Origin of the sequence: Streptomyces sp. NPDC008137, from assembly GCF_042957035.1 — a bacterium.
In the GTDB taxonomy this organism is placed as follows: domain Bacteria; phylum Actinomycetota; class Actinomycetes; order Streptomycetales; family Streptomycetaceae; genus Streptomyces.
The window spans coordinates 71,387-85,394 of sequence record NZ_JBIBHN010000014.1 but is presented as its reverse complement, the minus strand read 5'-3'; the positions used below and the strand labels follow the sequence as shown (position 1 = coordinate 85,394).

The window sequence follows — 14,008 nt, the reverse complement described above, 5'->3', positions numbered from 1 at the left end:
CTCGGACGGGTCAGCCTGAGGCTGCGTTCTGCGCCCGGGCGGCCCGGGTGCTGGCGAGCCGGTAGGAGTCGGTGCCGGTCTCGATGATGTCGCCGCCGAAGGTGAGGCGGTCGACGATGGCCGCGCAAAGCCGCGGGTCGGTGAAGGTTTTCGTCCACCCGCCAAACGACTCGTTGGAGGCGATGGCGACGCTGTTCTTCTCCTCCCACTCCGTCAGCACCTGGAACAGCATTTCAGCGCCCCTGCGGTCGAGTTCCATGTAGCCGAGTTCGTCTATGCAGAGGAGATCGACGCGTCCGTAGCGGGCGATGGTCTTGGTCAGGATCTTCTCGTCTGCGGCCTCGACCAGCTCGTTGACCAGCTTGGTGGCGAGTGTGTAGCGGACGCGGAAACCGGCCATGGCAGCCTCGGCGCCGAGCGCGATCAGGAGATGGGACTTGCGGTGCCGGAGTCGCCGATCAGGCAGAGCGGCAGTCCTTTCTTGACCCATTCGCAGGTCGCCAGGGTGTGGATGACCGCTGCGTCGATGTTCGAGTTGGTGTCGAAGTCGAAGGCCCGCAGCGACTTCTCCCGCGGGAACTGCGCCGCCTTGATGCGCCGTTCGGAGCGGCGGCGGGCACGGTCGTCGCACTCGGCCATCAGCCGTTCGGCGAGGAACCCGCGATAGGACATCTGGTCCCGGGCGGCGGCCTCGGTCAGCTCGGGGAACTGCGCGCGGATGGTGGGCAGCCGGAGCATTCGACATGCCTGGTCGAGGGCAGCGGTCACGGCCTTTCAGTCAGCCCGCGGTGACGTTTGAGTGTCACGGCATCTCTCCCTGGATGGCGGGGCGGTCGATCGGCTGCCGGTCTCGCAACAGCTGGTCGTAGGCCGCGACCGAGGGCGGCGGCCAGGTGTCGGGTGGCAGCTGGGCCAGCCGCCGTTCGGTCAGCGAGGTCACGTTCGTCCGTTCCGGCTCTGCAGAGGCAACCGGATCCGCGACCTCATCGGCTTCAGCCGCCTTCCTGGCTTCCAGAGCGACCGCGTCGGCAGTCAGGGCGCCGGCCCTGAGCTCGGAGGCAAGTCCGGCGGCCAGGTGTTCGTGCCAGACGTGGCGGCCCATCAGCAGGACCTCGATCAGGGTGCGAGTGCCGTCCCGCTCGCCATGGGCAGCTTTCGCCGCCTCCCACCAGGCGTCATGGACCGGCGTGAACTTCCCTGCGGAACGCGCCTGTTCGAGAGCGTTGGCCCCGGGAAACGCTCCGGGCTTGCGGACCAGGGGCGTCCAGGTAGTGGTCCAGATCCAGTCGGGCCTTCCCCTTGGCGATCAGCCGTTCATGGCGGGCGACCTCCTGCTGACCGTCGTAGACCACAAGTTCGGACGCGTGCAGCATCGCCCTCACCATCCGCCCGATCAGCCGCACCGGCACCGAGTAGCGATTGGTGCGGACACTGATCTGACTGAAGCGGTCCACCCGAAGGCTGAACAGCCGTCCCGTCTCGAGGGGGTCGTCCGGTAACGGCTGCAGCACCGGACGTTCGACGGTGAATTACTCGCGCACCGGCCGTGGCCGGGAGCCGATCCGGCCCGTTCGTCCTCCTCATCCCACTGCTCGATCATCGCGTTGAGCTCGGCGAGGGAGGCAACCTGGGGGACGGGGACCATGTGATTGCGGCGGAACCAGCCGATCTGCCCCTCCACCCAGCCCTTCTCGTGGGCGCCCTCGATGCCGGGCAGGCAATACGCAGCATCGATGCCGAAGTGCGACCGAAACGCGGTCCACCGCTCGTTCTAACGCGGGAGCGCGAGCTCAGCACCCGGGAGACCGCGGAGCGGAGGTTGTCATAACGGATTTTGCCGGTCGGCACTCCGCCCAGCACGCTGAGAGCGTGGACGTGGCCCTCGAGGAACGCCTCCTGGCCGCAGGAGGCGAAGACGCGGTGCACGGCCTTACCCGAATGCGACAGGCGCATCGCGAACACGAAAGCAGGTGACCTGCTCACCGGCCATCTGGGGCCGCCGGTCGGCGACATGGGCCCGCACCATCTGATAGGTCACCGCCTCCGCCCCGTGCACGTTCAGGAGCTGGTCGAAGATCCGCTTGACCGTGTGACGCTGCTTGCACGGAGCATCCAGATCCGTCCGGAGCATCTGGTCGATCAACGGCTTGTAGGCATCCAGGCGGGGCCCGCGCGGCCGCGGCTTCTTCCGCGGCTCCGGCCAGACCGACTCCAACGCGGCCTTCACCGTGCGGAATCCGACTCCGTACTCAGGCATCAAGGCCCGGTACGACATCCCTGCCCGGACCTCACGGCGGATCGCCGCGTACAAGTCGACCTTGGACTTCGGTGGCGCTATCGCAGCCTCATCCCGCAGAGCACGTCCATGCTCCCACCGCAACCCCTTCAGCGTTGCCAGAACTCACAGACATCGCGCCCTTCGGCCAATCAGGGTGTTCTCGGCCCTGAGCGACAAGTGGTGTCAGGTTCCACCGACAAAGCCATGCCTGCCAGGCCCGGTTGACGTCGGCGTCGTCGGTGCCGGTCGTCGAGGACCACAACCACACCGCCGGGGCCGCCCCGTCCTGCGACTGGTGCTCAACCTCCAGCCGGATCAGCGTGCCCTCGATCAGCGGGAGTTCGCCCTCGTGGTCCAGTCAGACGGCCCGATGGGTCAGACGCGGGTGGACCCGGTCCCACGCCTGCGCCGTCGCCTAGCCGTAGTTCGTGGTGGCGGTGCGGGTGTGACGGCGGGCTCGGGCCAGGTCTGGGGCTTGGTGAAGCGGAACTCCGGGCCGTGCTTCGGCGGGCGGCCGCCCTTCGGGTCGTAGACGCGCGGCGGTTTCGGCAGCCACATCACACGGTCACCGCGAGCACGGCCGGCCAGCTCAACGGGCAGATCCCGCAACACCAAGGCCAGACGGGCCACGTCGTATCCGGCGTCCGCCACGATGACGATGTCCGGTTCGCCCGGCGCCCACTGCCCCGCCGCGACGAGCCGTTCGGGAACGCCGCGGAGCTGGGCGGCGGTAACCGCGGTGGCGTCATCGGCCGGTCCCAGACGGACCGCGTCCAGTATCTGCGTCTACGAGGTGGCGCCCATCTCCAGCACGGCGACGAACGAGTGCGGCCAGCCGGGGACGAGCTGCGAGGCCGTCTTCGCCCGCCCGTAAAGGTGGCAGAACAGGCGGTCCGGCGAGCACGGCGCGTCCGATCGCAGCCACGGCGACACATCGACGGCCAGGACCAGGCGCCCGTCCGGGAAGCGGGGCAGCGACAGGCCAGCCAGCGACGACCGCAGCCCGTCGGTGTCAATCCGGCCCTGGTTGAGGCCGTCGTACATCGCACCGTATCCACGGCGGTGTTCGGGCAGGAGCGTCAGCTCGACTGCCGAGCGCACCGCGCCGGGCGCGCACAGCACCGCGTCCGCCAGCGCAAAGAACTCATCACCACGTCCTGTCAGACACGCGTATAACTCGTCCCGGAAGCATGACGCTTCTCCTACCGCAGCTTCAGGCAGCAGACGCACCCTCACGGCCTTCGTCTCGTTCAGCGCACCTTGATCGGAGTACATGATCAGACGAAGGCGCCGCAGCGTCAGGAGGATGCCCAGGTGAGCGGCTTTGTTCGAGGACGTTTCGACACTCGCAGGTCGAACAGGGACCCGCTACGCGGGGGCAGCCGATGAGTTTGGGCGGCGATAGGAGTCTGATGGAGGACACCCGCTCTCTGGAGGATGCCCTATGGCTACACCACACGTTCTGGAAGCTCGGAAAGCTCTGGAACGGGCGATCCACGTCGAGCGGTTGGCGCTCGCTCAAGACCTCGCCGAGCTCAGCGAGAAACAGTGGGCGAAAGCATCGCTGTGTGAACGCTGGACCGTGGAGGAGGTCGTAGCCCATCTGACGGCAGGTGCCAGCACGAGGATGTGGCGCTGGCTGCTGAGCATGCTGGCCGCGCGGTTCAACCCCGATCTGCACAACGACCGACGACTCGCAAAGCACCGTGGTGCTACACCTGAAGAGACCTTGCGGCGATTTCGCGAAGTTGTCACCGGGCCCGCCGGGCCGACAGGACATTCTGCGGCCTGGCTGGGCGAAATAGTCGTCCACAGCGAGGACATCCGTCGGCCATTGGGCCTTGTGCGGACACCCCCGGTGGCCACCACCACTGCCGTGGCCCGGTTCTTCGCCAGCCGCGATTTCACCGTCGCGAGCAACACTGCAATCGCGGGGTTGCGGCTCGAGGCCACCGACGGACCGTTCACCACCGGCTCGGGGGATCTGCTGCGGGGGCCGACGCTCTCGCTGGTGATGGGGATGGCAGGCCGCGCAGCGGCCTACGAGGACCTTGAAGGGGACGGTGCGGCAGTTCTGCGTGCCCGACTGCGCTCAGGTTAAAGAACAAGCTGAGCGCTGGGCCAGGGGCACATCCGGGGACTATCAGGCGGTGACCTTGCCGAAGATGTGGTTGGCGGGAGCGTCGGGGTCGTTGCCATAGAAGAACTCTTCGAGTGCCTGGTGGAACTCGTCACGGCTCAGTCCGCCGGAACCATCGAGGTCCAGAGCGGCGAAGACGGCGGCGCAGTCCTCGCCAGGGACGGCGGCGACCGAGCTGAACATCTGCTGGAACTCGGCCTGGTCGATCTTGCCGTCTCCGTTGAGGTCGACGAGGTCGAAGAAGCAGTTGGTGACCGGCGCAATCTGGTGCGGGTAGAACGCGCGGTCGGTCAGGACACTCTTGAAGCCTTCGGTCATCTCCCGCACATCGACCTTCCCGTCACCGTCCTGATCCATCGGGGCGATGACGTTCGACCAGAACTGGTCCATCCCCTCGATGAGCCGACGGACGGTCTCGGCATCAGGCGTGGTCTCGCGGGCGCTGATGTAGCGCTCGCTCATCTTGCGGACGTCGTGCTGGGTAATGAACCCGTCGCCATCGACATCGGCGCCCCTGAACCACTGGCCGTACTTGAGGTCTTGAAGTGCAGTCATGACTGCGTACCGTATTCACGCAGTTACGGCGACGCAAAGGTCCGAGTGGAGGCTGGGCACGGGTCGGACCTGCCGACCTGGCGCCTGACGAGGGTGAACACGGCATACCGTTGAGTTGGCTTCGTTTCAGTGTTCGAGGTGTGGTGGTGTGAAAGCGAGTACCTCCTCGACCGGCCCGTCGTAGACCTCGACATTGACGAGAGCACTGTGCGCACTGGGTCCCTGGGACAGACGCGAGCACCCGCGGTCCCCGGTGAGGGTGTTCGGGTTGCCGTGGCGGTCCAAGGTGCCGCTCCGGCCCGGCTGGGCCGGATCCCACCACGCTCCGGTGGACAGCTGGATGACGCCGGGCATCACGGCGTCCGACAGGATCGCGCCCGCCAGGCAGCTGCCTCGGTCGTTGAAGACACGCACGATCATGCCGTTCTCGATTCTGCGTGATGCCGCATCTTGCGGATTGATCGTTACAGGCTCGCGGCCGTGGATCTTTGATTTGAGGCTGTGGCCACCGTTGTCGTATTGGCTGTGCAGGCGTGAGGCAGGCTGATTCGAGATCAGGTGCAGCGGGAAGCGGTCCGCCAGGTCGGCGCGAAGCCACTCCACAGGTTCGAACCACGTCGGATGTCCGGCGCAGTCGTCGTAGCCGAACGAGTCGATCTCCTCGGAGAAGATCTCGATCCTGCCCGACGGCGTCGTCAGGGGGAAGCGCTGTGGATCGGAGCGCAGTGCCTCGAAGCTGCCGGGAAACGGCCCGCTGAGTGCCGGCAGTTCGACACCGCAGGCGCGTTGCCAGAAGTCGTCGAAATCTGGCAGGCCCGCGTCGTCGCCGAGATTCGCGCGGGTCTGAACGTACAGGTGCCGGACCCATTCGATCTCGGAACGCGCCTGGGTGAACTCGCGCTCATAGCCGAGCCGGGCAGCCAAGGCGGCGAAGATCTGGTGGTCGGTGCGTGCCTCGCCGGCCGGCTCGCGGACCTTCGGCATCGCGAGGAGGTGAGGGTCGGAGAACCCTGCGGCGAAGTCGTCACGCTCCAGGCTGGTCGCGACGGGAAGCACGATGTCGGCGAACTTCGCCGTGGTGTTCCACCAGGCTTCATGGACCACCACCGTCTCCGGGCGCTGCCAGGCTCGGGTGAGGCGGTGGAGGTCCTGGTGGTGGTGGAAGGGGTTTCCTCCGCACCAGTAGATCAGGCGCAGGTCCGGCAGGGTCAAGCGCTGACCGTCGTAGTCGATGGTCGCACCCGGTTCCAGCAGGGTGTCGGCGATCCGGGCGACCGGAATGAAGTCCGCAACAGGGTTCGCCACCCGCGGCATCGACGCCACGGACGGGCGGCCCGGGGCAACACCGGTCGCGTCCATCGTTGCGTAGCCCGCGCCCCAACCGCAGCCGGGCCGCCCCAGCGAACCCGCCATGGCCGCCAGCACCACCGACATCCAGATCGGCTGCTCACCGTGGTCTGCCCGCTGGATGGCGTAGTTGACCATGATGAGGGAACGCTGTGTGAACAGGCGGCGGGCGAGATCTGGGATCGTGTCGCGGCTGATGCCCGTGATCCTCGCGGCCCAGTCGGCGTCCTTGACGACGCCGTCCACGTCGCCGGTCAGGTAGGAGGCGAAGCGGTCGAACCCCACGCAGCAGCGAGTGAGGAAGTCCTCGTCGTACCAGTCGTTGACCAGCATCGTGTGCGCGATGCCGAGCATCAAGGCCGTGTCGGAATTCGGGATGACCGGCAGCCACTCGGCGTCGAGAAAATCGGCGGTGTCGCTGCGGATCGGGCTGACGTTCACGAACCGCACCCCGGCCTCGCGGCACTTCCGCTGCAGGTCCCGCGTCTGGTGCCGGGCCAGCCCGCCAGGGTTGATCTGGCTGTTCTTCAGGGCCAGCCCTCCGAACGCCACCACGAGCTCACAGCTCTCGGCGATCTCGTCCCACATCGGCATCCGGGACTGGTAGCTCCACGGAGCCCCGCCGATCACATGCGGAAGGATGACCTCAAGAGCGGCGGTGCTGTACGTGTTGCGCGAGTCGGTGTAGCCCCCGCCCAACGCCAGGAACCGCTGGAGCTGACCCTGCGCATTGTGGAAGCCGCCCGCACTGGCCCAGCCGTACGAGCCGCCGAACACCGCGCTGTCCCCGTGCTGTGCGCGCACTCGGCGCAATTCCTCGCTCACCAGCGTGAGCGCGTCGTCCCAGCTGACTTCTACGAAGGCGTCCGCACCTCTGGCCGTTTCATCGGCGCGCGGCAAGCCATGGAGCCACCCTTTGCGCACCGCGGGTCGCAGCACACGCGCACTGTCCTCAGCAGCCGTCACCATGCCCGGGCCGATCGGCGACGGCGCGGGGTCATCACCCCGGGGCTCAATGCGCACCAGCTGACCCGAATCGACCACGGCTACGAAACTGCCCCAGTGCGTTGCCACCGGCATGCGTCGTTCCACCGTGCACCAACTCCATCCCTGAAGTCTCTCCGGCTCTCGAACAACGGCCGCTACACCACAGGGGTTCGGCGTCAGTCAGCGGCCCGCGGGACACAGGATCCCCCTGGCGGATGCTGCCCAACCCTGACGGTGCGCACGACTCCCACCGCCGCCACTCAACCGGAGCCCGGAGCGCCTCTGTCGACCGCGACCTGACCGTCGTACGGATGCCGGACTCGGGCTCCAAGGGCCGGGGACGGTCAGTCCTCGGGCCGGAGCGGAACGGCCGCGGGTGCGACCTCGAGGCGGCAGGCGTGGCGACCGTCGACGACCAGATCACCGTCAGCGGCCCCGTCGCCGAGGCCGCCCGATTCGTCACCGTCAAGCCCGGCGACGCTTTCTCGACCATCGCCAGGTCCGAGTGCGGAACCAGCACCGCATGCCCGGAGATCTTCCGTGCCAACAAGCCGATGCTGGCACACCCGGACAAGATGTACCCGGTCTGGCCCTACGGCTGCCCTGGTACGACCGGGACCACGCCGGGCCCGCTGTCAGGGTGGCTGGCGGCGGGACTGGGAGCAGCGGGGAAACGCTCTGGCCTCCAGCTTCGGTCAGGCTCGGCGGGCGGCCGGTGCCGCCGCCGGTTCGAGGGCGGCGTGGCCGTGTATGTGCACGTCCCCGAGGTGCAGAAAGAGTCTGCTCTGAAGGGTGCCTGTGGCCTGCCGCACTCGTTGATCGCCCATATGAACCCGCTCCGCGAGGGCCAGGCCTGTCTCTTCGGAGCTCTGACGCCTTGGAAGATGGCCGATTACTCTGTCGTGATGGCCAAGAGGATTGAGTCCGAACTGGTGGTTGACCTGCGAGGTAGGCCGATCGAGACGCTCGATGATTTCTGGGACGCCGTGGCTGAGCCTTGCGGACTGCCGGAGTGGTTCGGCCGGAACACGGAAGCCTGGCGGGACACTATCCAGACGCGGGGCATCTCCATGTGCTCGTGCGGCAGGTGCCGGCCCAGCAGCAGGACCTCGATCAGGGCCCGGGTGCCGTCCCGCTCGCCGTGGACCTTCTGAGCCTGAGCCCACCAGGCATCGTGGACGGGGGTGAACCTGCCCGCTGAGCGGGCCTGCTCGAGGGCGGTGGAGCCGGGAAACGCGCCGGGCTTGCGGACCAGGACCTCCAGGTAGTGATCCAGATCCAGGCGGACGGCGCCCTTGGCGATCAGCCGCTCGTGCCGGGCCACTTCCACGTTCTGGTCGTAAACCACCAGGTGAGAGGCGTGCAGGACGACCCGCACCCGCTTGCCGATCAGCCGGATCGGCACCGAGTAGCGGTTGGTGCGGACCGGGATCAGCCCGGCGTACGACTGCGTCCTCCTGGACCTACGCCGAGAACCGGGCGCACAAGGCTGGCGACAGGCCCAGCGTGGGCTGCCATCCGTCGCTGTGAGGCCCTGGCCGTGAGCGTTCAGCGGCCGGACTGGGAAACGCCCTGCACCACCTGAACGACAACGTCCAGGATTCCCTGACCGAACGCTGTCGGCGCGATCAACACCCCGAAGACCAGCACGATGACAACGGTCAGCTTCTCGTCGTTCCGGCTGCGCGCATGCGTAGTCCGCCGCAGCCGCAGGATGATGATGACCGCCAGCAGCACAGCCACGTTGATCGTCACCAACACCAGGCCAGCCCTCCCCCATCAGGCACGTTCACCAACTTGTGTAGCCCAAGAGGCTCCAGGAGGCGGACCGCTTCCCCACTGTTGGCAGCAAAACGCTCCTGACCGGCTGAATTCACAACCTTGACCAGGCAATACAGGCCGGAGGCGCCGCAAGGTCAGTCGCTGCTGGGCAAGTCCCCGTCTTCGCGGCAGCCGGCTCCCAGGGTGCGGCCGGTGCGGGGAGTCGAGGCCAGGTTGGCGCCGAGCACTCCCCGCTCTGGCTTTGTTCACGGGTCGTGGCTCTGGCACGAGTTGTGTGACGCGGGCGCACGTTCAGCGACGGCCCCGTGCCTAGTAGATGTGGTCGTCGGCGCGTTCATCCTCGGGCTTCCGTCGAAGACGCCACACGCCGAAGCCGGCCCCGAGGGCCCCGCCCATGAGAGCTGCTGCTCCTGACCACACGCCGCTGAGCGAGAGCGCCGCAGCGAGCAAGCCGACCAACAGGGCGCCAACCAGCAGGTACATGACCACGATGAAGCACGCAGCGAGGTATCGATTCCTCAGCGGCGTCATGCCACCTTGCATGAGGTCCTCCCGTCCCCTTCGGCTGGTCCCCTTCTCGCCTTTCCCCGAACGTTCACGACAACCCGGCTCACGGGGACGCGTCACAGAAGTTGAGCCAGAGCCCCAACTGCCCCGAAATCGACGCACTCACCAGGCACGTCCGGTCCTCCGCGATCATGCTCACCGAGCGCCTGGGCGAGTACCTACCGGACTGGCTCACCGCCGTGAGACAAGACGACCTCCCCAGCCTCCACACCCTCGCCGCGGGAATCGACCGCGACCGTGACGCCGTCATGGCCGGTCTCACCCTCCCCTGGAACTCGGGCGTCATCGAGGGCCACGTCAACCGCATCAAGATGCTCAAGCGGCAGATGTTCGGACGCGCAGGTTTCCAGCTCCTGCGGAAGCGCGTCGTACTGGCATGAGTCCGAGTGGGATGGGGCTGGCCGGATTCGAACCGGCGTCCTCCCACATGCGGTGAAAGCGCGACAACCGCTGCGCTACGAGCCCCGTCCCGCCCGCGATCATACGAGCAACCCGTACCCAGCGCCCTGATTCTATCCACTAAGAGGCCATCTCATTTGGCGTCGACGGCACCCGAAATGAGCAGGGCAAGTTGGTGCAAGCGCTGGTAGTACTGATGGCCTGATGGGTCGCTGATCTGCGGAATCACTCGGCCCAAGTCTTCGACACAGCTTTGGAGGATGCGCCTGCGTTGTGGATCGAGGGTGCCGCCGTTGTTGATCCACGTGGAGGCGCATCCTGCGGTGTCCGCATCGAGCAGCACCATGTCAATGTCTTCCACTTCGACGCCTCGTAGGTTGGCGGGGAACTCGGCATCGCGGTGTTCCTGCCAGAGAAGGGCTGCGTTCTGGATCTGCTCGGATCTGATCATCTGGCCATACTCCTGCATGCGGCATTGTCTGCGGCGTGTGTTCAGGAGCTCATGTGGCGGTAGCAGATGAGGGTGCAGGCGAGGCTCGTGAAGGCGAGGAAGTGCTCGGCCTTGCGCTCGTAGCGGCGGTGGAGCCGGCGGCAGCTAGCGAGCCAGGCCATGGTCCGTTCGATGGTCCAACGGTGCCGCCCAAGTCGCTGTGAGGTCTCGACGCCCTTGCGGGCGATGCGGTGTCGGATGCCGTGCTGGGACAGCCATTGCCGCAGGTGGTGATAGTCATAGCCCTTGTCGGCGTGGAGCTTGCCGGGCTTGCGTCGGCGAGGACCTCGGCGGGACCGGATGGGCGGTATGCCCTTCACGAGCGGGATCAGGGCCTGGCTGTCGTGTACGTTGGCGCCGGAGATCCCGACGGACAGGGGCAGACCGGTCCGCTCGGTGATCAGGTGGATCTTCGAGCCGTACTTGCCCCGGTCCACAGGATTCGGACCCGTCAGGTCCCCCTTTTCAAGGCCCGCATGTTCACCGAGTCGATCGCGCAACGCGACCAGTCCAGGTCGCCGCGGGCTCCCAGTTCGTCGAGGACCAGGCGGTGGAGCTTGGCCCAGACCCGTGCCTTCGTCCACTCGGTGAACCTGCGGTGGGCTGTCGCACCGGACGGGCCGAATGATGCCGCGGGCAGCTGCTGCCACGTGCAGCCGGACGTGGCCACGAACACGATCGCAGCCAGAACCTCCCGATCGCCGTGGCGACGCCGGCCACCACCTTGAGGCCGCGACGGCGCCTCCGGCACCACCCGCTGGAACAGCTCCCACAGCTCGTCCGGCACCAGCCGCTCAACAATCCCCGCCACGGTCAACAGCCTATCTACCAAATGAGATGGCCTCTAAGACTGTTCACTCAGCGCGACGAGATCACACAACCTGAGCCAGAACCAAAAGAAATGAACGAAGCCAATGGGCTGTTCCACCACGTATCGCTGTGCCAGCGGGCTGAGGCAGCGGCGATGGCAGGCAGGGGGACTGCTGCACGGACTCGTTCAGGGCGGCCATCAGATCGACGATCTGCCCAGGCTGCGACTCCGGCTCGGCCAGCGTCGGCGGCTCGCGATGCTCCCGCTTGGCCTCGATGATCTGCCCGAGGGCTTCGGTGTAGGAGTCCTGGAAGTCCTCACCCTCAAGATCCTCGCGGGTCATGTTGTCCATGAGCGCGAGCGCGCCGTCGATCTCGTCCTCGCTCAGCTCGACCGGCGGCGGAAGCAGTTCTTCCGGCGACCTGATCTCGTCAGGCCACCGCATCGCGTGCAACACGATGACGTCCTCGCGTACCCGCAGCAGGCCCAACCTCTCCCTGCCGCTCCAGGCGTACTTCGCGACGGCTACCTTGCTGGAGCGGGCCAGGGCCATGCGCAGCAGCTTGTACGGCTTCGCGGCGACCTGCCCGCTCGGCGCCAGGTAGTGGCCCTCACCGATCTTCAGAGGGTCCACGGAGTCCAGCGGCACGAACGCGACGATCTCGATCGCCTTCGCCGTCGGCAGCGGCAACTCCCGCAGCTCCTCATCGCTGATCGGGATGACCTGTTCTTTGGTCAGCTGCTAGCCCTTGCCGATCTCGCCCTGGTCGACCTCGCGGTCCTCGATCTCGCAGTACTTGCGCACCCGCACCCGCCCCATGTCCTCCAGGTGGTACTGGTGGAAGCGGAAGCTGTGGTCCTCGGTCGCGGACTGCACGTTGATCGGCACGGTGACGAGCCCAAAGCTGATCGCACCTGACCACACGGTTCGGGGCATGACGGACCTCCGCGGTGACCCCGAGCACCCCCAGCCTACGAGCGCCTCGCTCGCCCCGCATATGTGCTGAGCGGCTCCGGGCCAGCCCCCGGACCGGACGCTCTCACCGGGGGAATCCGGCGAGAGCGAAGCTGGCGCGCCGAGCCGGGGCTCGCAGCGCACCGACGCGTCAGGCTCCTGGCCCAGGTCCAGGAAGCAGCGCAGCCGGCCGGGCTCGCTGGGCTCTCGTGTCGTACGGTCTGCCGGGGCGATCGCGTACCGCGGCGAGCTGCTACTGGACGGCGAAGCCGGTCTGGCCGTCGGCAGCTGCGACCCTATCTGCACCGGGCGTGGGGGAGGCCCTGGTCCGAGGGGGCGGGTCAGCGGCTGTCCTGGTCAGTGCTCCCTGATGAAGCAGTCGGATACGTAGCCTTCGATTCCGGTGCGGTTGTTGTGCCCGTATGTCCAGTGGTCCTTGACGCTGCCGTCCGGGCAGGGCACCGCTTCCGCGTTGCTCTGCCCGCCCATCCAGGTGTACCCGTCGCCGGGGTTGCCGTGCCCCTTGACGGACGAGGTGGTGCTGTAACTGCTGTGGATCCGCACGCCGGTGGCGGTGAAGTCGCCCTGGGGTGGTGCGGCGGCAGCGGGCGACGAGAACAGTGTCGCCAGGAGCGTCAGTACGGCGGCGGTCGTCACGGCGGTGGTCTTCGCGGCGGTGTGCTTGGTGTTCACGGGGTGCCTTCCTGTCCGGGCTGGTGCGGTCGGTGCGGTCGGTGCGGTCTGTGCCGTCGGCCCGAGGTGGTCCTCCAGGTAGTCACCGTGGATCCAGCCCGTTGGCCCGGCCTCCGGCGATGTCACCCCGTGAGGCCTTCATCGTCCTGGGCGGCCGGGCAGTGGCGGGGCCTTTCACAGGGCGGGTGTGTAGGTGACGGTCTGGCCGGGGCATACGGCGGCGAGATCGTTCAGGGCGGCGTGTTCGGTGTCGTCGACGGTGAGGTTCCAGCGGAGTTTCGTGGCGGTCCATTCGGCGGCGTACCGGCAGTGGACATCTGCGGCCGGGGCATCCACTGGGCCGGATCCTGGTCGGACTTGCTGCGGTTGGAGCGGGCGGTGACCGCGACGAGCGACGCCTCCTGGCCCTGGTCGTTGGCGTAGGCCTCGCGGCGCTGCGCGGTCCAGGCGGAGGCGCCGCTGTCCCAGGCTTCGGCCAGGGGCACCATGTGGTCGATGTCCAATCCGGAGGCCGAGGTCACCGTCATCTGGTCGTAGTACGACCACCAGCTGCCGCCGGTGAGCCGGCACCTCGGTCCCACGGCCGGCGCTTCGACGGCCTCGGCGATGAGGACTTCGTTGCGGGTGACCTCACCGGTGGTCAGGCCCTTGGCGGCCAGGGAGATGACCATCTCGACGACGCCGGTCAGGCGCTTCTGCCGCTTCTTGACGATCTTCGGCTCGAAGGTGCCGTCCCGGTCGCGGGGCACGGTTATCTCCACCGCTCCGACCTCGGTGAGCACGGTCTTGGAGCGTTTGCCGTTGCGGGAGTTGCCGCCGTTCTTGCCGACCGAGTCGTGCTTGTCATAGCCGAGGTGGTCGGTGATCTCGCCTTCGAGGGCGGACTCCAGCAGCCGCTTGGTCAGCTGCTGCAGCAGCCCGCCCTCGCCGGTCAGATGCAGACCCTCGGCCTGGGCCCGGCCCACCAGCTCGTCGATCAACTGGTCGTCCACAGCCATTACCCG

At 67.2% G+C, this 14,008-nt stretch carries 11 protein-coding genes, 1 tRNA gene and 9 pseudogenes; 3 read left to right on the top strand and 18 right to left on the bottom strand.

The window, feature by feature from the left end; genetic code table 11:
* Positions 1-10: 10 nt before the first annotated feature.
* The 5 genes and pseudogenes from istB to ACFZBT_RS22540 all read right to left on the bottom strand — a co-directional run.
* Positions 11-806, bottom strand: a pseudogene (gene istB / locus ACFZBT_RS22560) (IS21-like element helper ATPase IstB).
* Positions 803-1,102: a hypothetical protein gene (locus ACFZBT_RS22555; RefSeq protein WP_391106118.1), complete on the bottom strand. Its 300-nt coding sequence runs from the start codon at positions 1,100-1,102 to the stop codon at positions 803-805. The pseudogene istB and the gene ACFZBT_RS22555 overlap by 4 nt, the downstream one beginning before the upstream one ends.
* A gap of 73 nt (positions 1,103-1,175) precedes the next feature.
* Positions 1,176-1,511, bottom strand: a complete 336-nt coding sequence (locus ACFZBT_RS22550) for a hypothetical protein (RefSeq protein ID WP_391106116.1) — start codon at positions 1,509-1,511, stop codon at positions 1,176-1,178.
* Between the two features lie 419 nt (positions 1,512-1,930).
* On the bottom strand, positions 1,931-2,311 hold the full coding sequence (locus ACFZBT_RS22545) for a hypothetical protein (RefSeq protein WP_391106114.1): 381 nt from the start codon (positions 2,309-2,311) through the stop codon (positions 1,931-1,933).
* Between the two features lie 151 nt (positions 2,312-2,462).
* Positions 2,463-3,532, bottom strand: a pseudogene (locus ACFZBT_RS22540) (transposase); the annotation flags it as partial.
* A gap of 190 nt (positions 3,533-3,722) precedes the next feature.
* Here ACFZBT_RS22540 and ACFZBT_RS22535 point away from each other — a divergent pair.
* On the top strand, positions 3,723-4,379 hold the full coding sequence (locus tag ACFZBT_RS22535; protein ID WP_391106112.1) for a maleylpyruvate isomerase family mycothiol-dependent enzyme: 657 nt from the start codon (positions 3,723-3,725) through the stop codon (positions 4,377-4,379).
* Positions 4,380-4,421: 42 nt separating this feature from the next.
* On the opposite strand, the gene ACFZBT_RS22530 is transcribed toward ACFZBT_RS22535, so the two are convergent.
* Positions 4,422-4,973: an EF-hand domain-containing protein gene (locus tag ACFZBT_RS22530; protein WP_391106110.1), complete on the bottom strand. Its 552-nt coding sequence runs from the start codon at positions 4,971-4,973 to the stop codon at positions 4,422-4,424.
* Between the two features lie 126 nt (positions 4,974-5,099).
* Positions 5,100-7,412: a molybdopterin-dependent oxidoreductase gene (locus ACFZBT_RS22525; protein ID WP_391106108.1), complete on the bottom strand. Its 2,313-nt coding sequence runs from the start codon at positions 7,410-7,412 to the stop codon at positions 5,100-5,102.
* A gap of 800 nt (positions 7,413-8,212) precedes the next feature.
* On the opposite strand from ACFZBT_RS22525, the pseudogene ACFZBT_RS22520 reads away from it, so the two are divergent.
* Positions 8,213-8,377 (top strand): annotated as a pseudogene (locus ACFZBT_RS22520) (barstar family protein); the annotation flags it as partial.
* Positions 8,378-8,595: 218 nt separating this feature from the next.
* Here the strand turns inward: ACFZBT_RS22520 and ACFZBT_RS22515 are convergent.
* The 3 genes and pseudogenes from ACFZBT_RS22515 to ACFZBT_RS22505 all read right to left on the bottom strand — a co-directional run.
* Positions 8,596-8,859, bottom strand: a pseudogene (locus ACFZBT_RS22515) (hypothetical protein); the annotation flags it as partial.
* Positions 8,856-9,068 (bottom strand): hypothetical protein, encoded by a 213-nt coding sequence (locus ACFZBT_RS22510; RefSeq protein ID WP_391106106.1) that lies wholly within the window; start codon positions 9,066-9,068, stop codon positions 8,856-8,858. The pseudogene ACFZBT_RS22515 and the gene ACFZBT_RS22510, both read right to left, overlap by 4 nt.
* Positions 9,069-9,398: 330 nt before the next feature.
* On the bottom strand, positions 9,399-9,620 hold the full coding sequence (locus ACFZBT_RS22505) for a hypothetical protein (RefSeq protein ID WP_391106104.1): 222 nt from the start codon (positions 9,618-9,620) through the stop codon (positions 9,399-9,401).
* Positions 9,621-9,736: 116 nt separating this feature from the next.
* On the opposite strand from ACFZBT_RS22505, the pseudogene ACFZBT_RS22500 reads away from it, so the two are divergent.
* Positions 9,737-10,036 (top strand): annotated as a pseudogene (locus ACFZBT_RS22500) (transposase); the annotation flags it as partial.
* 12 nt (positions 10,037-10,048) lie between these two features.
* Here the strand turns inward: ACFZBT_RS22500 and ACFZBT_RS22495 are convergent.
* The 8 genes and pseudogenes from ACFZBT_RS22495 to ACFZBT_RS22460 form a co-directional block, all read right to left on the bottom strand.
* A tRNA-OTHER gene (locus ACFZBT_RS22495) sits at positions 10,049-10,122 on the bottom strand.
* Between the two features lie 66 nt (positions 10,123-10,188).
* Entirely contained in the window at positions 10,189-10,506 is a 318-nt protein-coding gene (locus ACFZBT_RS22490) for a hypothetical protein (RefSeq protein ID WP_391106102.1), read from the bottom strand.
* Positions 10,507-10,547: 41 nt separating this feature from the next.
* A protein-coding gene (locus ACFZBT_RS22485; RefSeq protein WP_391106285.1) for an IS5 family transposase occupies positions 10,548-11,347 on the bottom strand; the annotation gives its coding sequence in 2 pieces (ribosomal slippage) (positions 10,548-11,008 and positions 11,008-11,347; 801 coding nt in all).
* Between the two features lie 175 nt (positions 11,348-11,522).
* Positions 11,523-12,293: pseudogene (locus ACFZBT_RS22480) on the bottom strand (Ku protein); the annotation flags it as partial.
* A gap of 183 nt (positions 12,294-12,476) precedes the next feature.
* Positions 12,477-12,617: pseudogene (locus tag ACFZBT_RS22475) on the bottom strand (DUF6207 family protein); the annotation flags it as partial.
* 51 nt (positions 12,618-12,668) lie between these two features.
* Positions 12,669-13,004, bottom strand: coding sequence for a hypothetical protein (locus tag ACFZBT_RS22470; protein WP_391106100.1), 336 nt, complete (start codon positions 13,002-13,004; stop codon positions 12,669-12,671).
* Between the two features lie 174 nt (positions 13,005-13,178).
* Positions 13,179-13,630, bottom strand: a pseudogene (locus tag ACFZBT_RS22465) (HNH endonuclease family protein); the annotation flags it as partial.
* A pseudogene (locus tag ACFZBT_RS22460) lies at positions 13,628-14,002 on the bottom strand (transposase); the annotation flags it as partial. The pseudogenes ACFZBT_RS22465 and ACFZBT_RS22460, both read right to left, overlap by 3 nt.
* Positions 14,003-14,008: the final 6 nt, after the last annotated feature.

Coding starts and splice junctions, on each gene's coding strand:
- ACFZBT_RS22555 (WP_391106118.1), bottom strand. CDS start 1,102: ATGGGCCGCCACGTCTGGCACGAACACCTGGCCGCCGGACTTGCCTCC.
- ACFZBT_RS22535 (WP_391106112.1), top strand. CDS start 3,723: ATGGCTACACCACACGTTCTGGAAGCTCGGAAAGCTCTGGAACGGGCG.
- ACFZBT_RS22530 (WP_391106110.1), bottom strand. CDS start 4,973: ATGACTGCACTTCAAGACCTCAAGTACGGCCAGTGGTTCAGGGGCGCC.
- ACFZBT_RS22505 (WP_391106104.1), bottom strand. CDS start 9,620: ATGACGCCGCTGAGGAATCGATACCTCGCTGCGTGCTTCATCGTGGTC.
- ACFZBT_RS22490 (WP_391106102.1), bottom strand. CDS start 10,506: ATGATCAGATCCGAGCAGATCCAGAACGCAGCCCTTCTCTGGCAGGAA.